This is a genomic window from Arthrobacter sp. U41, from assembly GCF_007679325.1.
Taxonomy (GTDB): Bacteria; Actinomycetota; Actinomycetes; order Actinomycetales; family Micrococcaceae; genus Arthrobacter.
On sequence record NZ_VEGI01000001.1, the window covers coordinates 1,406,723 to 1,432,627 of the forward strand.

The 25,905-nt window shown below is 66.7% G+C and carries 29 protein-coding genes; 12 read left to right on the forward strand and 17 right to left on the reverse strand.

Features of this window, described 5'->3' with window-relative positions; genetic code table 11:
* Positions 1-9: 9 nt before the first annotated feature.
* The gene (locus FS787_RS06465) at positions 10-747 is read right to left on the reverse strand and encodes a tyrosine-protein phosphatase (protein WP_144671385.1); all 738 of its coding nucleotides are present in this window, start codon (positions 745-747) and stop codon (positions 10-12) included.
* Positions 748-806: 59 nt separating this feature from the next.
* Positions 807-1,415, reverse strand: a complete 609-nt coding sequence (locus FS787_RS06470; protein WP_144671386.1) for a GNAT family N-acetyltransferase — start codon at positions 1,413-1,415, stop codon at positions 807-809.
* Positions 1,416-1,499: 84 nt separating this feature from the next.
* Here FS787_RS06470 and FS787_RS06475 point away from each other — a divergent pair, with 84 nt between their 5' ends.
* Together FS787_RS06475 and FS787_RS06480 are read left to right on the forward strand one after the other, a co-directional pair.
* Complete coding sequence (locus FS787_RS06475; RefSeq protein WP_144671387.1) at positions 1,500-1,940, forward strand: SRPBCC family protein; 441 nt, start codon at positions 1,500-1,502, stop codon at positions 1,938-1,940.
* Between the two features lie 26 nt (positions 1,941-1,966).
* On the forward strand, positions 1,967-2,200 hold the full coding sequence (locus FS787_RS06480) for a DUF6480 family protein (protein ID WP_144671388.1): 234 nt from the start codon (positions 1,967-1,969) through the stop codon (positions 2,198-2,200).
* On the opposite strand, the gene FS787_RS06485 is transcribed toward FS787_RS06480, so the two are convergent.
* From FS787_RS06485 to FS787_RS06505, 5 genes are all read right to left on the reverse strand, one after another.
* Positions 2,197-3,084 (reverse strand): 3-hydroxyacyl-CoA dehydrogenase family protein, encoded by an 888-nt coding sequence (locus tag FS787_RS06485; RefSeq protein ID WP_144671389.1) that lies wholly within the window; start codon positions 3,082-3,084, stop codon positions 2,197-2,199. The two genes, FS787_RS06480 and FS787_RS06485, sit on opposite strands and share 4 nt — an antisense overlap.
* Before the next feature lie 2 nt (positions 3,085-3,086).
* Complete coding sequence (locus FS787_RS06490) at positions 3,087-3,905, reverse strand: enoyl-CoA hydratase/isomerase family protein (protein ID WP_144671390.1); 819 nt, start codon at positions 3,903-3,905, stop codon at positions 3,087-3,089.
* 11 nt (positions 3,906-3,916) lie between these two features.
* Complete coding sequence (locus tag FS787_RS06495; protein WP_144671391.1) at positions 3,917-5,146, reverse strand: acetyl-CoA C-acyltransferase; 1,230 nt, start codon at positions 5,144-5,146, stop codon at positions 3,917-3,919.
* Between the two features lie 165 nt (positions 5,147-5,311).
* Complete coding sequence (locus FS787_RS06500; RefSeq protein WP_144671392.1) at positions 5,312-5,986, reverse strand: pentapeptide repeat-containing protein; 675 nt, start codon at positions 5,984-5,986, stop codon at positions 5,312-5,314.
* On the reverse strand, positions 5,986-6,444 hold the full coding sequence (locus tag FS787_RS06505) for an SRPBCC family protein (RefSeq protein WP_144671393.1): 459 nt from the start codon (positions 6,442-6,444) through the stop codon (positions 5,986-5,988). The genes FS787_RS06500 and FS787_RS06505 overlap by 1 nt, the downstream gene beginning before the upstream one ends.
* A gap of 153 nt (positions 6,445-6,597) precedes the next feature.
* Here FS787_RS06505 and FS787_RS06510 point away from each other — a divergent pair, with 153 nt between their 5' ends.
* Complete coding sequence (locus FS787_RS06510; RefSeq protein WP_144671394.1) at positions 6,598-6,774, forward strand: CsbD family protein; 177 nt, start codon at positions 6,598-6,600, stop codon at positions 6,772-6,774.
* A gap of 353 nt (positions 6,775-7,127) precedes the next feature.
* Here the strand turns inward: FS787_RS06510 and FS787_RS06515 are convergent, their stop codons facing one another.
* Entirely contained in the window at positions 7,128-8,588 is a 1,461-nt protein-coding gene (locus tag FS787_RS06515; RefSeq protein WP_144671395.1) for an amino acid permease, read from the reverse strand.
* 553 nt (positions 8,589-9,141) lie between these two features.
* Here FS787_RS06515 and FS787_RS06520 point away from each other — a divergent pair.
* Together FS787_RS06520 and FS787_RS06525 are read left to right on the forward strand one after the other, a co-directional pair.
* Positions 9,142-9,399, forward strand: a complete 258-nt coding sequence (locus FS787_RS06520; RefSeq protein ID WP_144671396.1) for a hypothetical protein — start codon at positions 9,142-9,144, stop codon at positions 9,397-9,399.
* Complete coding sequence (locus FS787_RS06525) at positions 9,396-11,285, forward strand: hypothetical protein (protein WP_144671397.1); 1,890 nt, start codon at positions 9,396-9,398, stop codon at positions 11,283-11,285. The genes FS787_RS06520 and FS787_RS06525 overlap by 4 nt, the downstream gene beginning before the upstream one ends.
* A 109-nt stretch (positions 11,286-11,394) precedes the next feature.
* Here the strand turns inward: FS787_RS06525 and FS787_RS06530 are convergent, their stop codons facing one another.
* The 3 genes from FS787_RS06530 to FS787_RS06540 are packed head-to-tail and all read right to left on the reverse strand — an operon-like array spanning position 11,395 to position 14,036.
* Entirely contained in the window at positions 11,395-12,270 is an 876-nt protein-coding gene (locus FS787_RS06530) for a metal ABC transporter permease (protein ID WP_144671398.1), read from the reverse strand.
* A gap of 3 nt (positions 12,271-12,273) precedes the next feature.
* A complete protein-coding gene (locus tag FS787_RS06535) occupies positions 12,274-13,071 on the reverse strand; it encodes a metal ABC transporter ATP-binding protein (RefSeq protein WP_144671399.1) in 798 nt (265 codons plus the stop codon).
* Entirely contained in the window at positions 13,068-14,036 is a 969-nt protein-coding gene (locus tag FS787_RS06540) for a metal ABC transporter substrate-binding protein (protein WP_186329099.1), read from the reverse strand. Before FS787_RS06540 ends, FS787_RS06535 begins: the two co-directional genes overlap by 4 nt.
* 52 nt (positions 14,037-14,088) lie before the next feature.
* On the opposite strand from FS787_RS06540, the gene FS787_RS06545 reads away from it, so the two are divergent.
* Genes FS787_RS06545 through FS787_RS06565 form a run of 5 tightly spaced genes read left to right on the forward strand, consistent with a single transcriptional unit; the run spans position 14,089 to position 18,410 of the window.
* On the forward strand, positions 14,089-14,850 hold the full coding sequence (locus FS787_RS06545; protein ID WP_144671400.1) for a CPBP family intramembrane glutamic endopeptidase: 762 nt from the start codon (positions 14,089-14,091) through the stop codon (positions 14,848-14,850).
* A 56-nt stretch (positions 14,851-14,906) separates the two neighbouring features.
* Positions 14,907-15,347: a VOC family protein gene (locus FS787_RS06550; protein ID WP_144671401.1), complete on the forward strand. Its 441-nt coding sequence runs from the start codon at positions 14,907-14,909 to the stop codon at positions 15,345-15,347.
* Between the two features lie 21 nt (positions 15,348-15,368).
* Entirely contained in the window at positions 15,369-16,322 is a 954-nt protein-coding gene (locus FS787_RS06555) for a 1,4-dihydroxy-2-naphthoyl-CoA synthase (RefSeq protein ID WP_144671402.1), read from the forward strand.
* An 18-nt stretch (positions 16,323-16,340) separates the two neighbouring features.
* Positions 16,341-17,480 carry an AMP-binding protein gene (locus tag FS787_RS06560; protein WP_144672017.1) on the forward strand — a complete coding sequence of 380 codons (1,140 nt, stop codon included), beginning with the start codon at positions 16,341-16,343 and terminating at the stop codon, positions 17,478-17,480.
* Positions 17,481-17,528: 48 nt separating this feature from the next.
* Positions 17,529-18,410 (forward strand): 1,4-dihydroxy-2-naphthoate polyprenyltransferase, encoded by an 882-nt coding sequence (locus FS787_RS06565; RefSeq protein ID WP_144671403.1) that lies wholly within the window; start codon positions 17,529-17,531, stop codon positions 18,408-18,410.
* Positions 18,411-18,484: 74 nt separating this feature from the next.
* Here FS787_RS06565 and FS787_RS06570 read toward each other — a convergent pair whose 3' ends face one another.
* Positions 18,485-18,793 (reverse strand): DUF4229 domain-containing protein, encoded by a 309-nt coding sequence (locus FS787_RS06570; protein ID WP_144671404.1) that lies wholly within the window; start codon positions 18,791-18,793, stop codon positions 18,485-18,487.
* Positions 18,794-18,943: 150 nt separating this feature from the next.
* Between FS787_RS06570 and FS787_RS06575 the strand changes: the two genes are divergently transcribed.
* Positions 18,944-19,369, forward strand: coding sequence for a PLD nuclease N-terminal domain-containing protein (locus tag FS787_RS06575; RefSeq protein WP_144671405.1), 426 nt, complete (start codon positions 18,944-18,946; stop codon positions 19,367-19,369).
* Between the two features lie 139 nt (positions 19,370-19,508).
* Positions 19,509-20,489, forward strand: coding sequence for a hypothetical protein (locus FS787_RS06580; RefSeq protein ID WP_186329101.1), 981 nt, complete (start codon positions 19,509-19,511; stop codon positions 20,487-20,489).
* Positions 20,490-20,669: 180 nt separating this feature from the next.
* Here FS787_RS06580 and ccsB read toward each other — a convergent pair whose 3' ends face one another.
* The 5 genes from ccsB to FS787_RS06605 form a co-directional block, all read right to left on the reverse strand.
* On the reverse strand, positions 20,670-21,779 hold the full coding sequence (gene ccsB, locus FS787_RS06585) for a c-type cytochrome biogenesis protein CcsB (RefSeq protein WP_144671406.1): 1,110 nt from the start codon (positions 21,777-21,779) through the stop codon (positions 20,670-20,672).
* On the reverse strand, positions 21,779-23,491 hold the full coding sequence (locus tag FS787_RS06590) for a cytochrome c biogenesis protein ResB (RefSeq protein WP_260982474.1): 1,713 nt from the start codon (positions 23,489-23,491) through the stop codon (positions 21,779-21,781). Before FS787_RS06590 ends, ccsB begins: the two co-directional genes overlap by 1 nt.
* Before the next feature lie 200 nt (positions 23,492-23,691).
* Positions 23,692-24,447, reverse strand: a complete 756-nt coding sequence (locus FS787_RS06595) for a cytochrome c biogenesis CcdA family protein (protein ID WP_144671407.1) — start codon at positions 24,445-24,447, stop codon at positions 23,692-23,694.
* Positions 24,448-24,460: 13 nt separating this feature from the next.
* Positions 24,461-25,081: a TlpA disulfide reductase family protein gene (locus FS787_RS06600; RefSeq protein WP_144671408.1), complete on the reverse strand. Its 621-nt coding sequence runs from the start codon at positions 25,079-25,081 to the stop codon at positions 24,461-24,463.
* A 2-nt stretch (positions 25,082-25,083) separates the two neighbouring features.
* The gene (locus tag FS787_RS06605) at positions 25,084-25,749 is read right to left on the reverse strand and encodes a histidine phosphatase family protein (RefSeq protein WP_144671409.1); all 666 of its coding nucleotides are present in this window, start codon (positions 25,747-25,749) and stop codon (positions 25,084-25,086) included.
* Positions 25,750-25,905 lie beyond the last annotated feature (156 nt).

The window sequence follows — 25,905 nt, forward strand, 5'->3', positions numbered from 1 at the left end:
CCGGTTACTCTAGCGCCCCAATTTCGCCAGAACGGCAGTCAGCTCGGCGTCCGTTACGCCATTATGGCGAAGAAACTCGACAGCTCTCACCCGGCGCACGAACCCGAGCAGGCTGTCCAGCCGCGATTCGAGAAGGGGCGCAAGTTCGTCCTCAGGCAGGTACCGTTCGTGTGGATGCGGTACTCCCGACACCCGGTGGTGTTCGTTGATGCCGCGCACGGCGTGCTCGTAGCCCGTGGCGATGGCGCTTTCGCCTGCGCCGGCGAGGTCCTGGAGCATGGCTGCGATCATCCCGCTGCGGTCCCGGCCTGCCGAGCAATGGATCACGACGCCGCCGCGTGCCTCCGCCACGGCTTTGAAGACCGCGGCGAGCTTCTCCGGGAAGATCCGGGCGTTGTCCGCGTAGGACGCCGGATGGTTGAGGTAGGGAACGCAGAGCTCGCGGAACTCACTGTTGCCGGGGTCCTCGGTGGGGGCGTGCACGACGTCGAACGCGGCCAGCGTCTCCGGGCTCACCCGGGGATCGGTGTTGCGGCGCCGGATCTCGTCCGGGTTGCGGAGGTCAATCACCGTCCGGATGCCGCCGTCGTACGCCTGTTGCCAGCCGGTTTCGGTGAGCCATTCGCGCCGCCCCATCCGGAACACTTCGCCGGCAATATGCCACGCGTTGACCGCCCCGTCCCATTGCACGGCTCCGGGTGCGGTCTTCCCCTGGCAATGGCCGACGGGCGCGTCAGGAATCGTCATTCTGAAAGTCAAGCACATGCCCGGATCGTGATCCACGGATCAGGTCCCGGGCGGGTACCCTACCGCTGCTTGGCGATCCGGTACTCGAGGGCGTTGCGGACCATGGGCCACTCGTGCTCCAGGATGGAAAACACCACGGTGTCCCGCAGCGCGCCATCGCTGCTGCGGGTGTGGCTGCGGAGCACTCCGTCCTGCTTGGCGCCCAGCCGCGCGATCGCCTCGCGGGACTGGTGGTTGAGCCAGTGCGTCCGGAATTCGACGGCGGGACAGCCCAGCGTCTCGAAGGCGTGCCGCAGCAACAGCAGCTTGGCGTCCGGGTTGCTGCCGCTGCCGTGGGCGGACGCCGCGTTCCAGGTGGAGCCGATCTCCACCCGGGGAGTGTCGGCGTCGATGTTCATGAAGGTGGTCATGCCGATCACCCGGCCCGGACCGCCGGTTGCGGGGTCAATCACCCGCGTGGTGAACGGGAGCATGGAGCCCCTGCGCTGCAGGTCCAGGCGCCGCTCGATCTCGGCGGCCATCTGCTCAGGTGTGGGCACGCTGGTGTACCAGAGTTTCCAGAGTTCGCCGTCTTGGGCTGCCTGGACCAGGCCGTCGTGGTGGTCCGGACTCAGCGGCTCCAGCACCACCAGCGCACCGGTCAGCGTGATGGGCTCAAAGGAAGTCACGGCACAATCCTAAGGGCGCCCGCTTCTGCGATTGCGGTACGACCCCCCAGTGACTAAACACCATGTTCTGGCTACGCTGTTGCCGTGATAACCATCGAACGCTCGGTCCGCTCGTCCCTTGATGCCAAAAGCGCGTTTGCCTACCTGTCGGCATTTGAACATACGCCGGAATGGGATCCCGGGACCCCGGTCGTCAACAAATTGTCGGCCGGCCCGGTTGCCGTGGGGCATGAATACCATGCCGAAGCCGAGTTCCGCGGGAAGCGCCAGGCACTGACCTACCGAGTGCTGGAACTGAGCGCCCGGCATATCAAGCTGCGCGGGGAGAACAAGTCGGTCGTTTCGGTGGACACGATCGAGGTGACGCCGGCGGATGCCGGATGCCTGGTCAAGTACACGGCCGAATTCACCCTCAAGGGGCTGCTCAAGATCGCCGAACCCTTCATGAAGCCGGCCTTCCAGTCCTTGGCCGACCCCGCGATGGCCGGAATCCAGAAAGCCCTCGACTCACGGGCGTCGCAGTAGCGGACCGGCCGGAACAGGAGCGTACCGTGACATCGCAGAATCCGGATCCGCTGGAGAACAAGCTCACCGGCCTGGAGCCGGGCGGCGGCGTGCCTCCCGGTGAGACACCACCGGGCGAGGGCACCTCGACGGGACCGCAGGGGCCGCGGCTCCGGGAGGACCGGGGGTTCGTCCAATACCTCTGGATCGTGATGATCGCCGTAGTGGTTCTTTTGGTGCTTCTCTTTTTTGTCGGTTATATCGTGGGGATCCTCGACTAGTTGGCCCAGTCGAAGAACCCTTTGCCGGTCTTGCGTCCCAGCTCGCCGCGGGCCACCTTGTCGCGCAGGATCTGCGGCGGGGCGAAGCGCTCGCCCAGCGTGGAGGCGAGGTATTCGGCAATGCCGAGCCGGACGTCCAGTCCCACAATGTCCGTGGTCCGCAAGGGGCCGGTGGGGTGCTTGTAGCCCAGGACCATGGCGTTGTCGATGTCCTCGGCGGATGCCACGCCTTCCTCGACCATGCGCATTGCTTCGAGGGCAATCGCGACCCCCAGGCGTGAGGACGCGAAGCCGGGAGCGTCATTGACGACGACGGCGGTCTTGCCCAGCGCTTCGACCCAGCCACGGGCCGACTGGGCCAGCGGCTCCGAGGTCTGCTCACCGAGCACCACTTCAATCAGGGTGGACGCAGGCACCGGATTGAAGAAGTGCAGGCCGAGGAAGTTCTGCGGGCGCTGCAGCTCACGGGCCAGCGCGTTGACGGAGATGGAGGAGGTGTTGGAGGCGAGGTAGGCGCCGTCGTCGAGGCGTTCTTCAATCCCCCGCAGGGACACGACTTTCAGGTCCCAGTCTTCCGGAACGGCTTCGATGACCAGCTGGCGGTCCTTGAAGTCGTCGTAGTCCACGGTGACAGAGAGCCGCGACACCATCTCGTCCAGGTTGCCGTCCGTGGCGCCGCGCTCGATGCTTTTGGCCGCCGCCGACTCCACCCGCTCGCGGGCAGCCTCCGCGGACTGTTCGTCGCGCTCGACGACGAGGACGTTGGCGCCGTTGATCAGGAAGGCGTGGGCGATGCCGGCGCCCATCCGGCCCCCGCCGAGAACCCCGACGCAGTTAGGAAGGGCACTGTTGGGGAGGTTCGCGGGGCGTGCGGAGTTGCTCATCTTCAGTTCTTCTTCCGGTCTGGATCCTGGTCGGACGAGGTGGCTGGCTTCTTGGCTGATTTCTTATCAGATTTCTTATCCAGGAAAGCCTGCATGCGGTCGAACTTAGCCTGGGACTCAAAGAGGATCCCCTGCGCCAGCTGGTCGATCAGCGGGTGCGCCTCGGCGGGGGCGTGGAACACTGACTTGGTGATCCGGACCGCGAGGGGATCCTGGCCGGCAATCCTATCGGCCAGGGCGTGGGCCGCCGCCATCAGCTCGGACGCCTCGTGGATTTCGGTGATGAGGTTGACCGCAAGCGCCCGTTCGGCCCGCAGCACGGTACCGGCCAGCAGGATTTCCTTGGCGATGGGCTCCCCCACGAGCTCCTTCAGCCGCCAGCTCGCGCCGGCAGCGGCGAGAATCCCGAGGCCCGTCTCCGGATTGCCGATCCGCACGGACGGGGTACCGATCCGGAAGTCCGCGGCGTACGCCAGTTCGGCGCCACCGCCCAGGCAGAAGCCGTCCAGCGCCGCGATGACGGGCATCGGGAGCTTGGCGATCCGCACAAAGATGGTGGAGTTGATGCCCTGCAGGGCGTCGTCGCGGCGGCGTTCGCGGAGCTGGCCGATGTCCGCGCCGGAGGCGAAGACACCTTCCGTGCCCGCGATGATCAGCACTTTCGGGGTCTGCTCCAGCGCGGCGCAGACGGCGTGCAGCTCGTCGACCATCTGCTGGTCGATGGCGTTACGGACCTCGGGCCGGTTGAGGAGCACCACCAGCCGGTCCTCGCGCTCGTCGATCAGCAGCGTGCTGAAATCCTGCGGGTTGAGACCCGTCACAGCGGCCGCCACTACACCCGCTCCAGCAGCATCGCGGTGCCCTGGCCCACGCCGATGCACATCGTAGCGAGGCCGATCCTGGCATCCTCGCGCTCCATCCGGCCCAGCAGGGTGATCGCGATCCGGGACCCGGACGAGCCCAGCGGGTGGCCCAGGCTGATGGCGCCGCCGTCGCGGTTCACGATCTCGGGGTCCAGCCCGAGCCGCCGCATGCTGGCGAGGGACTGCGTGGCGAAGGCCTCGTTGAGTTCGACGGCGCCAAGGTCGCCGACGCTGAGACCGGTCCGGGCAAGCACCTTTTGGGTGGCCGGGACGGGGCCGATGCCCATAATCTCGGGCTCGCAGCCCGCGGAGGCGCCGTCGATGATCCGGGCGCGCGGGGTCAGGCCGAGCCGCTCGATGGCGGCTTCGGACGCGACGATGATGGCTGAGGCGCCGTCGTTAAGGGTGGAAGAGTTTCCTGCCGTGACCACGGAACCGCCGGCGACGACGGGGCGGAGGCCCGAGAGAACGTCCATCGTGGTTCCGGCGCGGGGGCCTTCATCGGTGTCGACGACGGTCTCGCCTTTGCGGGTCTTGACGGTGACGGGGACGATTTCTCCGGCGAAGCGGCCGGCGGCGATGGCCGCGAGGGAACGTTCGTGGGAGCGGACGGCGAAGGCATCGGCGTCCTCGCGGGTGATCCCGTCCACGCGGGCCACCTCCTCGGCCGTTTCCGGCATGGAGTAGGTCATCTTGCCGCCGCGGGAGAGTTCGCCCTTCTGGAACAGCGGGTTCGCGAAGCGCCAGCCAATGGACGTGTCGAAGATCTGGCCCGGCTTCGCGAAGGCGGCCTGCGGCTTCTCCTGGACCCAGGGGGCGCGGCTCATGGATTCGACGCCGCCGGCGATCACGATGTCCGCTGCTCCGGACTTGATCATCTGGCTGGCCATGATGATGGCGCTCAGGCCGGAGGCGCAGAGCCGGTTCACGGTGATGCCGGGGATGTGCAGCGGGAGACCGGCCAGGATGGTGGCCATGCGGGCGACATTGCGGTTTTCCTCGCCGGCGCCGTTGGCGTTGCCCAGGATGACCTCGTCGATGCTCTCCGGATCCAACCCGGCCCGGGCCACTGCCGCGCGGATCACCAGGGCGGCCAGGTCATCGGGGCGGACCGCGGAGAGTGCCCCGCCGTAGCGGCCCACCGCAGTGCGGGCACCGCCTACGAGAAATGCCTGTGGTCCTGCTGCTGCTGATGCCATGGGTACACCCTTCACGCGATAAACGTCTCTGTCATCGAATCTGTCATCGAACGAACTCTCATCGAGCCCGCCTCCACGGTCAACCGTCAACGCGCCAATTTACCGACCGTTCGTTCTATAAAGATTACACGGCGCGGCAAGGGGGTCAATCAGACTCCTTCCGGATTACGCGACCACGACGCCGAGATGGCTCGCCATCAGCGGGGCCAGCAGGCCGAGCTGGTAGTCATCGATCACCAGTCCGGCGAGGCTTCCCAGGCCGCTGATAACGCGGAAGTCGGTGCCGCGGATGTCAAAATCCTTGAGCCTGGCGCCAGCGACATCGAGGGTGCCGATGGTGCAGTTCTTCAGCGCCACCCGCGTCGCCGTGCATGACCCCAGGTCCAGCTCACTGATGATGCAGTCGCTGATCTGGACGTCCGTGAGCTTGGCGCCGCGCAGGTTCACGTAGTCGAGTTTGCCGCCGTCGATCCGCACGGACTGCCAGCCGCTTTCGTAGAGCTCCGCGGAACCCCAGCGGGGGTTGCCGATCTCGACGTCGCGCAGTGTGCTCCGGGCCGCCGTGAACACGGGGGCGTACATCTCCGCCAGGATGCAGTCGCGGAAACTGGCGCCGCGCAGCTGGGTCTCATTGAAGGACACGCCCTGGAAGTCGCACTCGGCGAAGTCGGTGCCGGAGAGTTCCAATCCGTCCGCCGATGCCCTGCTGTACCGGACGCCGTCGTACCTCTCCCCCGGCTGGAAGTCCGGAGCCGGGTCGTCCTGGAGCTCTGCCAGCCGGACGGGGCTGAGCCGCGGAGCGGTAACCTTCGGCGCTTTGGCTGCGGTGCCCTGCGCCACTAGAGCGACTCGGCCTTGGCCGCGATTTCTGCCAGGTCCTTGGCGAGGGCCTTGCGCGTGATGCGCATGCCCAGCCTTCCGAAGAGCGCCATCGCCAGTTTGCTCATCCGGGAAGGATTGACCAGATCGGCGCCGAACGTCATGGTGAGGTCGGTGCCGCCGTCGCGATCGGCCAGCGTCATGCGGGAGGTGTAGTCGGACCCGCCCTGCAGCGCTTTCACCGTGGTACTCCGGGGCGGGTCGGCCTGGGAAACCCACATTTCCACAGTTTCCGACCTGCCCATCATGGTGCGGGTTTCCTTCCAGCGCGTGCCCTCGCCGTAGGGGCCGTCGCTCAGCATCTGGATCGAGTCGACGCCGGACAGGGTTGCGGCCGAACCGGGAATGTCGGAAATGACCGCCCACACTTTGTCCGCCGGGGCATTGACGTGGTGGGTCAGGCTGAGTTTGTGGTCCATGCCATTGAGCCTAGCCCGGCTCCCGCACGGATTTCATCCCTCCTGGTCCGGACGCCCTCTTGCTGTTCCGGACACTCCTTGAATTAGTAAGCATGCTTTGTGTTAGTCTGAAAAGACGTTGAATTTCAACCGGAAACGAAAGGTGTTAACACCATGGGTATCGGAGACAAGATTCAGAACGAAGCAGAGCACCTCGGCGGCAAGGCCAAGGAAGCTGCTGGCAACGCCACCAACAACGACGACCTGCGCGCCGAGGGCCAGAAGGACCAGGTGGTCGCGGACGCCAAGAAGGTCGGCGAGAACACCAAGGACGCTTTCAAGCGCGACTAGTCCTGACGCAAGACGGCGGCGCCGGACATTCCTTTGGGGGATGTCCGACGCCGCTTTTTTGTCGGCCGGTAGCCGCGGCACCGCTGGCCGGCCTTTTGCAGACGCCCCGGGCTCGCCCATTTGCCACGAATGGCCGCTAAACCCACCCCGGCAGCGCTCCAGCCTCAACGATTCACCACGAATGGCCGCCAAACCACCACGTTTAGCGGCCATATGCGTCAGATGGATGCGTCCCGGTTCCTGGTTTACCCGGGACGCACCGAGGTGCCTCGATGCGTCCCGGGTAAACCAACGACGGCGGTCCCCCGCACCGGAGGCCCGCCGTCGTCTGCGTTGCTTCTTGCCCTGAACCGCTAGTTGAAGAGCGCGTTCTTGGGTTCGTTGTTCTTGACCTTGTGCCAGCCGAGCCACAGCAGCAGCGCGAAGAACGGGATGGTCGCCAGGGTCCAGAGGCCCAAGTGGAACACGTCACCGCTCTTGCTGGTCATGGTGTCGAAGCCGATCAGCACCGTGATGGCCAGCAGCGCGATGAGGCCCGCCCAGCTGGTCCAGGTACCGCCGGGCGCGGGGAGGGAGGACACCTTGCCCTTAGTCTTGCGCAGCGCGATCTGGCTGGCGAAGATGGCGCCCCAAGTGAAGATCACGCCGATCGAGGCGGAGTTCAGCGCAAGGTCGAAGGCGTACGAGCCGCCGAGCCAGATGTTGAGCAGGATGCCGACGAGGTAGACGCCGCCGATGGCCAGAATGGCGGCGTACGGGACGTGGCTCTTGGACATCTTGGTCAGCCACACCGGAGCATGTCCATTGTTGGCCATGGTGCGGAAGATCCGGCCGATCGAGTACAGGCCGGAGTTGCAGGAGGACAGTGCGGCGGTGATGACGATCATGTTCATCACGTCGCCCATCCAGGCGAGGCCCATCTGGCCGAAGACCGTGACGAACGGCGAGGTGCCGGCCACGTACTGGTCCGAGGGCAGCAGCATGGCCAGGAGGGTCACGGAACCGACGTAGAACACCACGATGCGGAAGACGACGGCGCGGATGGCCTTGGGCACTTCCTTGGCCGGGTCCTGCATTTCGCCGGCGGTGATTCCGACGAGCTCAATCCCGTTGTAGGCGAAGATCACGGCGTTAAGGACCAGGATCATGACCAGCGCACCCTTGGGGAACATCCCGCCTTCGGCCGCGAAGAGGTTGTTGACCGAGGCGTTGCCGTCGCCCACCTGGGCGTTGGTGACCACCATGAAGGTGCCCACGGCCAGGAAGATGACGATGGCGCCGACCTTCAGGCAGGAAGCCCAGAACTCGAATTCACCGAACGCCTTGACGCTCAGGAGGTTGACGCCCACCAGCAGCAGCAGCGCCGCGATCGCGGTCAGTTCCACCGGCACGTTGGGGAAGAAGAACTGGAAGTACAGTCCGATCGCGATCAATTCGGCGATGCCGGTCATGGCCCAGTTGATGAAGTACATCCAGCCGGACACGTAGGCGCCCTTTTTGCCGAACATTTCGCCGGCGTAGCTGACGAACGAGCCCGACGTCTGGCGGTACATGATGAGCTCGCCCAGGGCGCGCATCAGCAGGTAGGCGATGACGCCGGCAATGGCGTACGAGAAGATCAGCGCGGGACCCGTGGAGGCCAGGCGTCCGCCGGCACCCATAAAGAGGCCGACGCCGATGGCGCCGCCCATCGCGATCATGGTCACCTGCCGGCCGCTCAGGGACTTTTTGTAGCCCTCGGCGCTGAGAGTCGAGTCGACGACGGCGGATTGCGCCGTCGGGCTCTTAAGTTCTGTGGGGGTAGTTGATGGCACAGCTGTTTCCTTGTAGGTCGAGGTATGGCCGGGACAGGACCGTGGATTCAGGTACAAATTCGGGCTTAGGCCCCCGGAAGGGACCAATGCGTGTACCGAACCTCACAAGTGTCGAAGCTCGCGCGGCTCATCCATCGTACTAGCATTCAGGACCCCGGCGTGACCCGGGCTACACCCCTGACCGCCCGCAAACCGCAGTAATAGCGATGTTTTGACGCAAAAGCGCTGGTCAGGGCGCTGCTTCCATTACTCTGAGCATGCCAGCGAGGGATTTTCCTGGCCGGGGCGCCTGCACCGTCACTGCAGGCCGTGGCAGTAACGCCGTGATTCAGGGGGGAACATGAAACAGAGAGCGCTACTGCCAGCAGTGCTGCTTCTCGTACTGGCGGGGTGTTCGAGCGGCGGTTCCGGTCCGGCCGGACCCAGCGAGAGCCGCACAGCAGCATCGCCGTCAGCGTCAGCATCAGCAACGCCAGCACCATCAACATCAGCGTCACCGGCGCCGGGTACCGAGCCAGCCGATGTTTCCACGTCGCTGAACGCGCCCGACGCCTTGCGGCAGCACGACTGCACCGCAACAGCCGACGGGTCCTGGTCCTTCAAGGGGACCCTCGTCAACAACAGCGACAAGAACAAAGTGTTTACCGTGGCGATCGGCGTCACGGCGGGCCCGGCGGTGGCAGGGCACACACTCATCACCAAAACCGTTGCGGCAGGCCAGTCGGCCGACATTGCCGCGGCGAACTTCGCCAAGACCAAAGACAGCAACGGTACCTGCACGCCAGTTGTCTCCGTAGAGGATGCCCCATGAAAAAGAAGCTGCTTCTCATCACGGCGGTGGTCCTCGGGCTGACAGCCGGGCCGCTGACGGCCGGGCCGGCCTCCGCCGACGATTCAACGGCTGCCCCGGCACCAACCAGCCCGGCGGCCACGGCGACGGCAACGCCGACGCCCACCGGGTCTGCCCCGGTCACCGTCGTACCGGCTCCGGGCGGCACCGCCACTGCCACCGCCACTGCGACGGCGAAACCCACCGCGGAACAGACGCTGCCCCTGGCCGAACCAACACCGACGCAGACGGAAGAGCCCACGCCTCCGGCCTTCGTCGTCAAGGGACCCTTCGAGACGAAGTGGACTGCGCTCAAAGGTGCCGCCGGCGTTCTCGGCGAGCCGACCGCCAACCAGGTCTGCTCACTCGGCGTCTGCAGCCAGGCGTTCGAAGGCGGATCCATTTTCTGGACCTCGGCAACAGGGGCGCACCCGGTCCTGCGGACCGAGGGACACACCGGACCCCGCTGGCACGCCAAGGGCGGTCTGGCGCTTTACGGCCATCCCGTCACGGATGAGACCGCCGTGTCCGGCGGGACACTTCAGAAGTTTTCCAGCGGCCGCGTCCTGGCGTGGACCGGCAAGCAGGTGCTGGAATTTTCCGTCCGGAGCGGCATCGGGAGCCGCTGGGTCGCCGCCGGCGGCGAGTCCGTCCTGGGCCTCCCCGTCACCGCCGAGGCCTGCGGGCTGAAGGCATCCGGGTGCTTCCAGCAGTTCGGCAAGGGCTCCATCTACTGGGCGCCGGGAATCGGCGGCCACGTCGTCTGGGGCGGCATTCTGGGCCGCTGGAAGGCCGGCGGGGCACAGAACAGCGTGCTGGGTTACCCGGTGACGGGAGAAACCTGCGGCCTGACCGCCAGCGGCTGTGTCCAGCGCTTCCAGGGTGGCAGCATCTTCTGGTCGTCTGCCACGGGCCCGCACGTGGCCCGCGGCGCCATCGGCAGCCGGTATTCCGCCGTCGGGTCGACGCGAAGCATGCTGGGCTACCCGCTCACCAGCGAGATCTGCGGACAGGCCGCCAGTGGCTGTGTGCAGCGCTTCCAGGGCGGACGCATCTACTGGTCGCCCGCAACGGGTGCCTGGATTTCCGGCCGGGGGATCGACAGCAAGTTCGTCTCGGCAGGCGGCCCCGGCGGCTCGCTGGGGTACCCCATCGCGAGCGAGCGTTGTGCTTCCAGCGCCTGTGTGCAGTCCTACCAGCGCGGGGAAATCACTTGGTCCCGGTCCGCGGGGACCCGGCTCTACGGGATGTCTGAATGCCACAAGCTCAACAACGGCCAGTCCAAGTACCCCACGCACGGCGCGAACCGTGTCCTCCTCACCTGGACCTCGGGCTACGGAAAGTCCCACGCGACCAACCTGTACTGCATGAACGTCGCCGGAGCCTACGTGCCGGACTGGCGGACGGACGGCTACGTCGGCGCCTCGGGGTTCAAGCCGCCGGGTGTCCCGTCCGGTCCCACCCGGTACCTGTACTCCCCCACCGGCTCGTTCTCGGTGACGGAAGCCTTCGGCCTGGGCAACCCGGGCACGAAGCTTCCCTACCGCACGCTGAACCCCCGCTCGCGGTGGGGCGGCAACCCCTGGACGGCGACGTACAACAAGTACCACGAGTCGTCCTCGTGGGTGGGTTATGACGAGAACATGTGGTGGTTCGCCACCGGCGGCCACTACCGCCAGGGCGCGGTCATCAACTACAACCGGCCCAACATCGTCCAGGACGCCGGCTTTGCCATTTTCCTGCACATGAACAAGGTGCCGACAGCCGGTTGCATCTCGCTCGATGACTGGGCCGTGGTGGACTACCTCCGCAAGTCCACTCCGGGCGACCGGATCATCATGGGAACGTACGGGGCCCTGTTCCGCTAGTCCTGTTCCACTGGATCCACAGCAGTTGCGGTCCCCAAAGCTAACGCCCGGCGCCCTCGGCCCGGGCGTTAGCCGTTTCCGGGGGCCGCAACCCGGGACCAGGGCCGCATCAGGCGGCGAGCGCTGCCGCTTTCCGCCGTCGGGACATTGCCAGCCGGGTGCCGATCAGTCCCTGCCGCGGGCTGAACAGATAGACGACGGCGAACGCGGCCCCCTGCGTCAGGACCACCATGGCGCCGGAGGCGGTGTCCAGGTAGTAGCTGAGGTAGATCCCGGCGATGGAACACAGTGCAGAGATGACCGGAGCGATCAGCAGCATCCGTGAGAACCGGTCCGTCAGCAGGTAGGCCGTGGCTCCGGGAATGATCAGCATGGCCACCACCAGCACCACGCCCACGGTCTGCAGCGCCACCACGGAGGTCAGCGCCAGCAGGCCCAGCAGCAGGGCCCCGAGCCGTTTCGGGGACAGCCCGATTGCATGGGCGTGCGTGGGGTCGAAGGCGTACAACGTGAGGTCACGCCGTTTGAGGATCAGAATGGCGAACGCGACGACACCCAGCACCAGAACCTGGATGAGGTCGGGAACGCTGACGCCGAGCAGGTTTCCGAAAATGATGTGGTTGAGGTCTGTCTGGCTCGGTGTGACGGAGATGAGCACCAGGCCCAGGGCAAACAGCGACGTGAACACGATCCCGATCGCCGCGTCCTCCTTCACCCGGCTGGTGTTGCGGACCACGCCGATCAAGGTCACGGCGATCAGGGCGAACACCAGCGCTCCCAGCGCGAAGGGGGCACCGACGATGTACGCGAGCACAACCCCGGGCAGCACGGCGTGGGAGACGGCGTCCCCCATCAGCGACCAGCCGATCAGCACCAGCCAGCAGCTCAGCACCGCGCAGACGATGGCCGCGAGCGCTGTGGTGACGAGCGCGCGGACCATGAAGTCATAGCTCAGCGGTTCCAGCAGGAGGTCAAAAAGGTCCATGATTCAGATCCTGCCCGGCTGGTTCGCAACGCCCGGGCCCGGGAGGTCCCGCTCAGCGGCGCCGGGGAGCTCCCGGTTGAGGACGTCGAGGCCGAAGGCTTTTGCCAGGTGCTCCGGCTGCAGCACCACCTCGGGCGGGCCGTGCATCAGCACCTTGCGCATCAGGAGCACCGCCTCGTCGCAGAGCTGGGGCAGGGCGTGCAGGTCATGGGTGGAAACCAGGATGGTGCAGCCGTCGGCCGCGAGTTCCTTCAGCAGGCGCGTAATGGTGGCCTCGGAGCGCTTGTCCACTCCGGCGAACGGCTCGTCCAGGAGCATCATGGTGGCGCCCTGGGCGATTCCGCGGGCCACGAACGCACGCTTCTTCTGCCCGCCGGAGAGCTGGCCGATCTGCCGGTTGGCGAATTCGGACAGCTCCACCCGGTCCAGGGCGAGGTCGACGGCGTCGCGGTCCGCCTTCGACGCGCGGCGGGTGAAGCCCTGGTGCCCGTAGCGGCCCATCATCACCACATCGCGGACGGACAGCGGGAACTGCCAGTCCACGTCCTCGCTTTGCGGGACGTAGCCTATCCCGCCCGACTTGCGCGCTTTCGCGGGAGGTTCGCCGTTGATGAGGACGCGGCCGGCGTCGGGCTTGACCATTCCCATGATCGCCTTGAACAACGTGGATTTTCCTGAACCGTTCATGCCCACCAGCCCGCAGATCCGGGCCGGCTCCACGGAGAGCGAGGCGGCGTCGAGGGCCAGGACCTCCCCGTAATGGACGGTGACTTGGTCCACCAGGATTGCAGGATTGCTCATGATGCTGCTCCCGTCAGGCCTTCGGTGATGATCTTGGAATCGTGCCGGATCAGGTCCAGGTAGGTGGGGACGGGGCCGTCCGCCTCGGACAGCGAGTCGACGTACAGCACGCCGCCGAAAGCCGACCCCGTGGCTTCCACCACCTGGCGCATGGGCGCGTCCGACACCGTGGACTCGCAGAAGACGGCGGGAACGTTGTTGGCCTTCACGAATTCGATGGCCTTGGTGATCTGCTGCGGGGTGGCCTGCTGTTCGGCGTTGACGGCCCAGATGTAGACCTCGCGGAGGCCGGCGTCGCGCGCCAGGTAGGAGAAGGCGCCCTCGCACGTCACCAAGGCACGCTGCGCCGCCGGGACGGTTGCGAGCTTCTGGACCATTTCGTCCTTCACGGACTGCAGCTTGGCCTTGTAGGCCGCGCCGTTCGCCTCGAAGGCCGCAGCGTTGTCCGGATCAAGCTCCGAGAAAGCCTTCACCATGTTGTCCACGTAGAGCTGCATGTTGGCCGGCGACATCCACGCGTGCGGGTTCGGCTTGCCCTCGTAGGAGTCTTCACTGATGGACATCACGTCCACGCCTTCGCTCACCACGGCGTGCGGAACGTCCAGGCCCTCAACGAACTGGGAAAACCAGGCTTCCAGGTTCAGTCCGTTGTCCAGGATCAGGTCAGCCTTGGATGCCTTGCGGATATCGCCGGGCGTGGGCTCGTATCCGTGGATCTCGGCGCCGGCCTTCGTGATGGACTCGACCTGCAGCTTGTCCCCCGCCACGTTCTGCGCCACGTCGGCCAGCACGGTGAAGGTGGTCAGCACCACCGGTTTCCCGTCGCCGGCACCCGACCCCTGGCCCGCACCGCCGCACGCGGCCAGGGACAGTCCGAGCAGAACCGCGGCGACGGCGGCGCCAACGGTGCGGAAGCGGGGAGTCCGGCCAGCGACTTTGGTGGACCGAAACCAATTATTAGGCATACCGAATATTATACGTGCCTCGGCTGTTCGGCTGCGGCGCTAGGCTGGTGGCATGGGCACCGCTCTCCGCACACCACCGGCGCCGCGGCCGGAACTTTACCGGTTCTCGCGGCTCGATTTCATCACGGCAGGCCTTTATGTGGCCGTGGCCGCCTTCTTCGCTGTGGCCGGGGGGCTGCTGGTTCCGCTGATGCTCCAGCTCTCGCCGAACCCTGCCGTTGCGTCCTACTCCGTCAACCTGATCTTCTACGGCGGCATCGGGATCCTGGCCCTGGCCGCCGTCCGGCACGTCGCCGCCCGGGATCTCAAGGTCCTCGCCACAAGGCCCTGGTTCACGACGCTGATGGTACCCCTCGCGGTGGTGGCCATGATGATCCTCACCGCGGTCTTCGTCTCACTCACCGGGGCGCCACAGACATCCGCCAACCAGGCTGGCCTGCAGGCGCTCATGCAGCAGGTGCCGGCCTGGCTGATGGTGCCGCTGCTGGTGATCGTGGGCCCCTTTGTGGAGGAATACATCTTCCGGCACCTGCTGATCGGCAAGCTCAGCCGCCGCATCAACCTCTGGGTCTGCTGCGCCCTGTCCATAGTCCTGTTCGCCGCCCTGCATATTGTCGGACAGGAGGACCTGACCCTGCCGGTGCTGATGCCCTACCTCGCAATGGGCACAGTGCTCGTTTTTGTGTACGTCTGGACCGGCAAGAACATGATGTTCGCCTACTTCGTGCACGCCTCGAAGAACCTGCTGGCCGTCGTTTTCATCTACGCCATCCCGCCGGAACTCATGGAGCAGCTCCAGAACGCCCAGCCCTGACCAAAAACAACGCTGGGCACCTACCGCCGCGCGCCCCGGCGTCGTAGTTTCTTTCCATGACACTCAACATCCAGATCGCCGTCGACTGCCGGAACCCGCATGAACTCGCCGATTGGTGGGCCGAAACCCTCGAATGGGCCGTGGAGCCGCAGGACGAGTCCTTCATCCGCTCCATGATCGCGCAGGGCTTCGCCACGGAGGCCGAGACCACTATCCACAACGGCCATCTTGTGTGGGGTGCCGGGGCCGCCATCCGCCCGCCCGAGGAACTCGACGCCAAACCGCCTGCCCGCCGCATCCTCTTCCAGACGGTCCCGGAGGAGAAGACCATCAAGAACCGGATCCACTGGGACGTCAACCTGGCCGGCGCGGACAAGGACCAGGCGCGCGCCGCCCTCGAGGCCCGCGGCGCCACGTTCCTCTGGAGCGCCAGCCAGGGCCCGCATTCCTGGCACACCATGGCGGACCCGGAAGGCAACGAGTTCTGCATCAGCTGAGGCGATTACTAGACTCGGACTGTGAGCAACGAAATCCCCGCCAAGGTATCCGACGTCTTTGACCCCACCCGCTGGCGCACTGTGTCCGGCTTCGACGATTTCCAGGACATGACCTACCACCGGCAGGTGGAGCGTTCCGCGGACGGCACCGTGGTGCGGGACCTGCCCACGGTACGTATAGCCTTCAACCGGCCCGAGGTGCGCAACGCCTTCCGCCCCGGCACCGTGGACGAGCTGTACCGCGCCATGGACCACGCCCGGATGACCCCGGATGTGGCCACCGTGCTGCTCACCGGCAACGGCCCCTCCGCCAAGGACGGCGGCCACTCGTTCTGCTCCGGCGGGGACCAGCGGATCCGCGGCAGGGACGGGTACCGGTACGCAGAGGGTGAGACCCAGGAGAGCATCGACCCCGCGCGGGCCGGCCGGCTGCACATCCTGGAGGTCCAGCGGCTCATGCGCACCATGCCCAAGGTGGTCATCGCCGTCGTCAATGGCTGGGCCGCCGGCGGCGGGCACTCCCTCCACGTCGTGTCGGACCTCACCATCGCCTCCCGCGAGCACGGCAAATTCAAGCAGACCGACGCCACCGTGGGCAGCTTCGACGCCGGCTACGGCTCTGCGCTGCTGGCCCGCCAGATCGGCCAGAAGGCCGCAAGGGAGATCTTCTTCCTGGCCCGGGAGTACTCGGCCGAGGACATGGTCCGGATGGGTGCCGTCAACGAGGCCGTGGACCACGAGCGGCTCGAGGACGTGGCGCTGGAATACGCCGCCGACATCGCCCGGCAGTCCCCGCAGGCTATCCGGATGCTCAAGTTCGCGTTCAACCTCGCCGACGACGGCCTGGCCGGCCAGCAGGTCTTCGCCGGCGAAGCCACCCGGCTGGCGTACATGACGGACGAGGCGGTGGAGGGCAAGGAAGCCTTCCTGGAGAAGCGCGATCCGGACTGGTCCAGCTTCCCCTACTACTTCTAGGGCGATCACGTGACTGCTGTGAACATCGAGCCTGCGCTCAAGGCGCTCGCGGACGCCCTCCACGGTGAGGGCCCCGCCGTCGAACTGTCCGCCGACGCCGACGGCAACGTGGTGGTCACCACCATCGAAACGCCGGGCTATGAGGACGCCGCGGTGGTGGTGCGCACCTCGGGCTCCACCGGCACACCCAAGGCGACGGTCCTCAGCGTGGACGCCCTGGCGGCGTCCTCCGTGGCCACCGCGTTCGCGCTCAAGGGCGAGGGCCAGTGGCTGCTGGCGCTGCCCGTGCAGTATGTGGCCGGGGTGCAGGTCCTGGTGCGCTCGCTGTTCGCGGGCACCCGGCCGTGGGCGATGGACATGTCCAATGGGTTCACTCCTGAGGCGTTCACCGCCGCGGCCCTGGAGCTGACGGACAAGATCCGCTTCACCTCGCTGGTGCCCACCCAGCTGCAGCGGCTGCTGGACGCGCCGTCGGCCGAGACCCTGGCCGTGCTGCGGCGCTTCAACGCCATCCTGCTCGGCGGCGGCCCTGCCTCGCCCGGACTGCTTGCCGCCGCCCGCGACGCCGGCGCCCGCGTGATCACCACCTACGGCTCGGCGGAGACCTGCGGCGGCTGCGTGTACGGCGGCTTCCCGCTCGAGGACGTGCTGGCCCGGGTGGACGGCGACGGCAGGATCCTGGTCGGCGGCGCCACCCTCGCCGCCGGCTACCTCGGCGACCCCGGGCTCACAGCCGATACCTTCTTCGAGGAGGACGGTGTCCGCTGGTACCGCACCAGCGATCTCGGCTCCATCGACGCCACCGGGAAGCTGACCGTTCTGGGCCGGGCCGACGACGTCGTCATCACCGGCGGCGTGAAAGTCTCCGCCGCGCATGTGCAGGCGGAGCTTGAGCGGCTCGACGGCGTGCAAGCCGCCTTTGTCGCCGGGGTTCCGTCCGCCGAATGGGGCCAGGCCCTCGCCGCGTACGTGGCGCTGGCCGACAGCTCCCCGCAGGGCATCGCAGGCTTCACCGCCGGCGCAGCTTGGGCGCCGGCGCTGGGCGTCTTAGCCCCGAAGACCGTCCTGGCTGCCGGCGAACTGCTTATGCTGCCGAACGGGAAACCCGACCGGCTGGCCATGACGGTTCGGCTCACCGAGCTCCATCAGGGAAAATAGAACAGCCGGGCACTCCCGGTTGAACCAAACCAACACGAGGTACTCAACGTGGCAACAGCCGCTCAATGGATCCAAGGCGCCCGACTGCGCACCCTGCCGGCCGCGATCGCGCCTGTCCTGATCGGTACGGCGGCCGCGTACGAGATGGACGCATTCCTGCCGCTCCACGCCGTGCTGGCCGCGCTGGTGGCCCTGCTCCTGCAGGTCGGCGTGAACTACGCCAACGACTATTCGGACGGCATCCGGGGCACGGACGAGGACCGCGTGGGCCCGCTCCGGCTGGTCGGCTCCGGCGCGGCGAAGCCCGAGCACGTCAAGTACGCCGCCTTCTCCGCGTTCGGGCTGGCGATGGTCTGCGGCCTGGCGCTGGTGATCCTCTCACAGACGTGGTGGCTGATCCTGGTGGGCATCGGCTGCGTCCTCGCGGCGTGGGGCTATACGGGCGGGAAGAACCCCTACGGCTACATGGGCCTGGGCGATCTGTTCGTGTTTGTGTTCTTCGGCCTTGTGGCCACGCTCGGCACGACCTACACGCAGGCCGGCCAGATCAGCCTCGCCGCCATCATCGGCGCCATCGGCACCGGCCTCATCGCCTGCGCCCTGCTCATGGCCAACAACGTCCGCGATATCCCCACCGACCGGAAGGCCGGGAAGAAGACCCTGGCCGTGCGGCTCGGCGACAAGCACGCGCGGGAAAGCTACGTGCTGATGCTCGCCGTCGCCATCCTGCTGCCGATCGTCTTGGCTCCGACCCGGCCGTGGATGCTGATTGTGCTGCTGCTGATCCCGGCCAGCCTGATGCCGTCCTGGCTGATGATTTCCGGCCGACGCCGAAAGAGCCTCATCCCGGTGCTCAAGCAGACAGGGCTGATCAATCTCGGGTATGCGCTGCTGTTCTCCCTGGGCCTGGTGCTGAGCCACGGGTTCTAGGGGCGCTTCCGGCGGGGCCGCGGGGTTTCGCGGTCGTTTTCCCGGACGCGCGCCGTACGCCAGCTTTTGGGAAGCTACGCGTCCTTCGGGCGGCGGTCCGTATGGACTGTGATGTCCGGGTGCTCATCGACGAGACGGTCTTCGGCGTCGGCGTCGTCCACTTCCCCGGCGCTGCGCATCGGCTTGGCCTTGCCCGAGAAACGGTGGTGCAGTGATGCGGCGGCGGCGTCGCGCTGCTTCTGGAAGAAGAGGAAGCTGATCGCGAAGGCCATCATTCCCGCGCACAGGACGGCCAGCAGCCACCCGAGCTCCAGGTAGACGAACAGGGCGAACAAGGGCACAAAGAGCGCCAGCCGGATCAGGGAGTATTTCAGGAAAGCCACCCTCCAAGTTTAGCCGCCCGGCGTCGTCCCGGCCCACCGAGGCCCGCGTCCTGCCGTCTACCGCCCCAACTGCGGCGCCCCACCATGCATTCCTCGGGCACCTGCCCACCGGGAGAAGCCGGAGAGTCCCCCGGAGGCTAGACTAATTACATGCTCCGTGTAGTGGTTGTTGTCGCCGTCATCGTCGTGTTCGTCTACGGGCTCGTCGACGTGATCCGCACTGACCCTCGCGAGACCAAGGGCATCTCCAAGCCGGCATGGATTGTGGTGCAGATTGTCCTTCCGGTGATCGGGGCCATCCTGTGGTTCCTCATCGGCCGCCCCCGCGGCACCAGCCCCGCGCGCGCCGCCTACAGCCACCCCATCGCTCCCGACGACGACCCCGAATTCCTGCGCAATCTCGAACTCCGTCGCCGCCAGCAGGCCGAGGCCGACCGGATCAAGAAGCTCAAGGACGAGCTGGACGCCAAGGAACAGAAGCTCGACGACGGTAAGGGCACCCCGGGCACGCAGGCCTCCGAGTCGGGCGAAGCCTCCGGCAGCGGCGACGCGCAGGGCACCGACGAGGTCAAGTAGCATCCGACCGGCGCCTCACGGCACCCGTTATCCTTTTCGCGGCCGCTCACAGGGTCCTCTCTTCGCTCTCACAGGTCCTCTCCTCCCCCACACTGTGGATAACCGCCGAGTCACCTCGTAACGGGCGCAGAATGCCCGTATGCGCCAGCCCAGCGAGCTTCCCCCGCAGCTTCGCAACCAGCCCTTCACCGTGGCCGAGGCCCGCGCCGCCGGGCTGAGCCGACGCCGAACCCGGGCCCGGGATTTCGCCAGACCCTGCCACGGCGTGCGCATCCCGGCAACCACCCAGAATGGCCTGATGGAACGGTTGCGCGCACTGACTGCTGTGACCGGCGCTATCGTAAGCTACCTGTCTGCGGCGGTGCTTTGGGGCTTCCCCCTGCCGGCTTCACTGGCGAACGTGGCTGTCGTGCACCTGACGAGTGATCCGGGTAGGCGGTCCGTGCGCTACAAGGATGTCGTGGGCCATCAGCAGTCGCTCGAACCGGACGAGATCGTGGCCGGGGTCTGGGTGAGCTGCACGTCCCCACTGCGGACGTGGTTCGATCTCGCCGGCACACTGAGCCTCGATGATCTGGTGATGGCCGGCGACTTTCTGCTGCGCCGGAGGAACCCGCTGACCACGGTCCATGCCCTGGACGCGTTCCTCGCCGGGAAACGGGGCAAGCCGGGCTACCGGCGTGCCCTGCGTGCCCGGGCCCTGATGCGCGCCAACACGGACTCACCCAAAGAGACGGAACTCCGGCTGCTCCTGACTCGCTATGGTCTGCCGGAGCCCGGGATCAATGTGCCGATTTTCGGCGAGACCGGTTGCTGGATCCAGGACCCGGATCTCTCCTACGAGCGGGAGAAGGTCGCGATCCAGTACGACGGCGGGCATCACGCTAATCCGGCGCAGCGCCGCAGCGACATCTTTCGAGATGAAAACGCCAGGGAGGCCGGGTGGCGCGTTGTCGTCTTGACGCAGACGGACCTGGACCCGCTGGCACCCGGCATGCCGCCGACTGCCGTGACCCGGGTGCGGGCGGCGCTGCAGGAGCGCGGTTGGAACCCGCAGCCGGCCCGGAGCCCAAGGCCTAGCGCCCCCGTCCCGCACCGACCTGACACGAATGGCCGCTAAACGGGTCGGTTTAGCGGCCACTTGTGGCAAATCGACGAAGAGAGTCGGCCGCCCGGCCACCCATCTGACACGAATGGCCGCTAAGCGGACCCCGTGGTTACCCATCTGACACGAATGGCCGCTAACGGGTCGGTTAAGCGGCCACTTGTGGCGAATCGATGAAGGGAGTCCTCCGCCCGGCTACAGCCCCGAGTAGGAGTGCAAGCCGTTGAAGAACTGGTTCACGATGGTGAAGTTGAAGACCACACAGAGGTAGCCCACGATCGACAGCCAGGCCGCGCGGGTTCCGGTCCAGCCGCGGGTGGCGCGGGCGTGCAGGTAGCCGGCGTAGACCACCCAGATCACGAACGTCCAGACTTCCTTGGTGTCCCAGCCCCAGAAGCGCCCCCAGGCCTTCTCGGCCCAGATGGCGCCGAACATCAGCGTGAAGGTCCAGCCGACGAACGCGATGGCATTGATCCGGTAGGAGAGGTTCTCGAGGCTCAGCGCGGACGGGACCAGGCGCATGAAGCCCAGCTTGTCCCCGCCGCCGGCAGCGATCGTCTTCTGCCGGTGCGACTGGACCAGCTGCAGCGCGGACATCGCGAACGTCAGGGTGAAGAGCGCGGAAGACAGAACGGCGATGGAAACGTGGATGATCAGCCAGTAGCTCTGGAGCGCGGGCACGAGGTGGCCCACCGGCGTCCAGTACGCCACGGAGGCAGCCACCAACATGATGATCGCCAGGCCCACCACGAAGGTGCCAAGGAAGCGCAGGTCGCGCCGGACCAGGACCAGCAGGAAGACGGCCACGGCCACGAACGCACCGGTGGTCAGGAACTCGTACATGTTCCCCCACGGCACTCGGCCCGCACCGATGGCCCTGGTGATGACTCCGGCCGCGTGGATGGCGGCACCCAGCACGGTCAGGGCGACGGCCACCCGGGCGGGGGCGCGGCGCTCCGCGGAGTAGCGCATGGCGGCGTCGGCCGTCTGGCCAACCCCGGCATTGTTCCCGGCAGCGGCACCCGCCACGGACGACGTCGGGCGTTCGGCCCGGCCAACAGGCCCGGCAACGTCCGCGTCGGCCCGGTCAACAGCACCGGAGGACTCCCCGACGCCGGCGGCCACCGGAACGCGGGTGGCGTCGGCGCCCGACAGCTGTGCGGCCTTCAGGTCCACCGCGCGCAGCGTTTTGCTGCTCTTGGCAAGGTCCCAGGCGAAGGCGATGAACGCCACCGTGTAGGTGCCCGCCGCGAGGAGCATAAACAACTCGCTGTACTGGCCCATGGTTTCGTTGATGGGGAGCATTACTGATCCTTCTTTGACTCGGAAGAGCCTGCTGTTGACTGGATGAAGTCTGCTGCGGGGTGGTCCGCGGTGTCCTGCCCGGCAGCAGCAGCGCCAGCAGCACCGGCGCCGGGGGTCGTGGTATCCGCCCGGCCATTATCCGCGCTCCCGCTGGGAGCCGACTGGGAGCCTTGGTCCTCGAGATCCCAGGCGCCGGCGAGCAGCCTGCGGATCGCGGCAGCTTCCCCGGCCAGCCGGTGGTCCTCGCCGCGGGCCAGGAGCCCGTATTCGACCATGGTGCGGCCGTCCTCGTGGGTACCGGTCCGGACCCAGACACGGCGGCGGTTCACGTACAGCGACGTAACCAGGCCCGCTACGGCCAGAAGCGCGAAGATCAGGGCGTACAGCTGGCCTGGATTGTGGTGGATGTCCACGCCGACGTAGCGCTTCACGCCGTCGAAGCTGATGGAGCCCTTGCCGTCGGGCAGGGTGTAGCTGGCGCCCGGCGCGAGGGTGATGCCGCCGGCGTCGAGGTTGCGGGCGTTGAGCGGTGTGAGCTTCTTGACGTCGAGTTCGAAGACGTTCTGCGGGGCGCCGTCGTCCAGGCCGAGGTCGCCGTAGTACGAGTTCAAGGTCAGCTGCGGGTTGAACAGTTCCGGATCGCCGCTGAAGGACACGCCTTCGTCGGTGACGAACGCGGTGGGCAGGAAGAAGCCGGCGAAGGCGAGCTGCTCCGGCTTGGCATCGGGGACCTTGATGACCGCGGAGGAGTAGTAGTTGTCGCCCTGCAGCTTGGCCACCACCGGGCCCTGCATCGCGACGTTGCCGGCGCCGTCGCGGATGGTGACCACGGGGGCGTAGCCGTTGCCGGTGAGGTACATGCTGGTGCCGCCGAGGGTGAGGGGGTCGTTGACCTTCAGCACCTCTTTCTTGGCGGGCGCATCCGGGGATTCCTTCGTGGTCACGTCGGCCTGGAAGTCGATCGGCTGGCCGATCTTGCCCTGGGACTCCCGGTCGAACGTGATCTGGAACTTGTCCAGCTGGACCGAGTACGGCTGCAGCTGGCTGCTCTGGAAGTTGGTGCCCGGAGTGAACTGGTCATAGCCGACGAGGGTGTTCACGAACGTGTCGCCCTCCACGAGGATCCGCTGCCCGCTGTACCCGAACAGCCCGCCGATTGCGACGGACACCAGCACGCCGATCAGCGAGGTGTGGAAGACCAAGTTGCCGACTTCCCGCAGGAAACCGCGTTCCGCGCCCACTGACGGCCGGGCGCCGTCGCGATCGCGGACGTCGACGCGGTAGCCGCGCTTCTTCAGGAGGCCGGCGGCCTCCGTGATGGCGTCCGACGCCGGGATGCCGGCTTTGGCGGGGATCACCATCGTGCCGTATTCGGGCAGCCGGGACAGCCGCGCGGGCGTCCGCGGAGGCTGGGACCGCATGGCCTTGTAGTGCGCGATAGCGCGCGGGACGACGCAGCCGATCAGCGAAATGAAGAGCAGGATGTAGATCGCGGAGAACCACGCCGAGGAGTACACATCGTAGAGCTGGAGCGAGTCGAGGATCTTGCCGTAGTCCGGGTTGTCCTTGATGTACTGCGTGACGATCGACGGGTTGGCCGGCCGCTGCGGAAAGAGCGAGCCGGGCACGGCGGCGACGGCCAGCATGAGCAGCAGGAACAGCGCGGTGCGCATGCTGGTCAGCTGGGTCCAGGCCCAGCGGAGCATGCCCATCGGCCCGAGCGCGGGCAGGACAGCCTCCGCCTTCGCAGCCGCGACCGGGCTACCGCCGGGCGTGGCGCCGGCCCCGCCGGGCGTGGCGCCGGCCCCGCCGGACGTGCCGCCACGCCTAGTGCTGCCGGACGTGCCGTCAGGCTGCGTGCCGTCAGGCTGCGTGGCTGGGGACTTCTTCTCTTCGTTCACTCGCTCGCTCATCAGATCGGCAATTTCACATCGGTTTGGAACCAGTACTGCAACTCGGAAACCCAGGTCCCCCATACGCCGGTGGCCATCAGCAGGCCCAGCCCCACCAGGATGCCGCCGCCAATGCGCTGGATGGCGAGGCGGTGTTTGCGGAAGAAGGACATCACGCCGATGCCGCGGCGCACGGCCAGGGCAATCAGCAGGAAGGGGATGCCCAGGCCCAGGCTGTACACGAAGGCCAGGAAGGCCCCCTTGGTCGCCGACGACCCGCCGGAAAGGCTCAGCAGCTGGACCGCGGAATAGGTCGGGCCGATGCAGGGCGCCCAGCCCAGTCCGAAGGTGATGCCCAGCAGCGGGGCACCCCACAGCCCGGCCGGCGGTTTGGACTGGATCTTGGCGTCGCGCTGGAGCCAGCCGAAGCCGCCCATGAAGACCACGCCCATGATGATCACGAGCAGGCCCAGAACCTGCGTGATCCAGGCGTTCTGCGAGCCGGTGATCAGCGTCCCCAGCTGCCCGAACGCCCCGCCCAGCAACACAAAGATCACCGAGAAGCCCAGGACGAACAGCCCGATGCCGGCCAGCATGCGGCCGCGCTTCTGCTTCTGGAGGTCGACGCCGGTCAGTCCCGTGACGTATCCCAGGTACCCCGGCACGAGGGGCAGCACGCAGGGCGACAGGAAGGAGACGAACCCGGCGAGCAGCGCCACCGGGATGGCAAGCAAGAGCGATCCGCTCAGGATGGCTTCGGCGAAGGGACTGTTCACGGTGGCTGGTCCGCTACTCGGCCACGGCAGCGGCGATAAGTGACTTCAGCGTGCCTTTTTGGATCTCGCCGAGGACGCGGGACGCCACCCGGCCCTGCTTGTCCAGTACCAGCGTGGTGGGCACCGCTCCGGGGGGAACCAGGCCTGATACGGCCAGCAGGACGGCGCCGTCCTTGTCGTTGAAGCTCGGGTAGGTCAGGCTGAAGGTCTTGTCGAACGCTTCCGCCGTGGCCTTTTCGTCGCGAAGGTTGACGCCGAAGAACTGCACGCCCTGACTCTTGAAATCCTGGTGCAGAGCCTCCAGCGTGGGCGCCTCCACTCGGCAGGGGGCGCAGGCCGCGAACCAGAAGTTGAGCACAGTCACTTTGCCCTGGAAGGCTTCAGCTGTCACGGCAGTGCCGTCAAAGAGCTTGCCTTCGATGGCAATGGGGCTCTTGCGGTCCGCGACGGCGAATTCCGTCACCGAGCCGTCGCCGGCCACATAGTTCTTGTTGTCTCCGGCCTTGGCCTGTTGGGCCAGCGCGTCCTCCTGGGCGCAGCCGGAGAGCCCCAGCACGACGGCGAGGGCCGCGCCGCCCGCTGTCAGGACGCTGCGGCGGGACAGGGGTGAGGAGCCTGCGTCGTTCCCGGTCATGCTCAGGCTCCGGGGGTGCTGGAGGCACCGGGGAGAAGGGCGGCAGCAGGCTCGCTGTACTCGACGCGCACGAGGTTCCCGGCGTCGTCGAACACCAGGGAGGTGACTGAGGTGAGGGTGCATTCGCGCTTGCGCGGATCATGCCACAGGGGCTTGCCCTCGGCACTGAGGCGGGTGGCCCAGATGGGCAGTTGGTGGCTGACGAGGATGGCTTCAGCACCCTCGCCGCCGAGTTCGAGGGCGCGCAGCCGGGCGTCCTGCGCGGCGGCCATAACGCGGGCTGCCTGGTCCTTGTAGGCCTCGCCCCAGGAGGGCCGGAAGGGGTTGCGCAGCATGGGCCAGTGCTTCGGCCTGAGGATCTCCGCTTTGTCGACGTGGAGCCCCTCGAAATAGTTGGCTGCCTCGATGATCCGGGCCTCGGTGGCGATCTGGAGGTTGAGCGCCTCGGAGATGGGCTGCGCCGTCTCCTGCGCGCGCGTCAGCGGCGAGGCCGCCAGGTGGACGATCTTGGCCCCCTGAGCGGACCGTTCCCTGAAGTGCTCCGCAAGCGTCCGGGCCATCTCCCGGCCAAGCTCGGACAGGTGAAATTCGGGCAGCCTGCCGTACAGGACGCCGTCGGGATTGTAGACCTCGCCGTGGCGGAGCAAATGAACAGTGGCTTGGGGCATGTGTACCAGTTTCTCAAAGATGTCGGGCGATTCGAAATCTTCTACAGAAGGTAGAACTGAGGAGTTTGGAAAAATGTTCCCCGCCGTTGGAATAAAAGATGCAAATGCATGTTTATACTGGGTGAAGCAGTTAGTTGAGACTTCAACAAATGATGC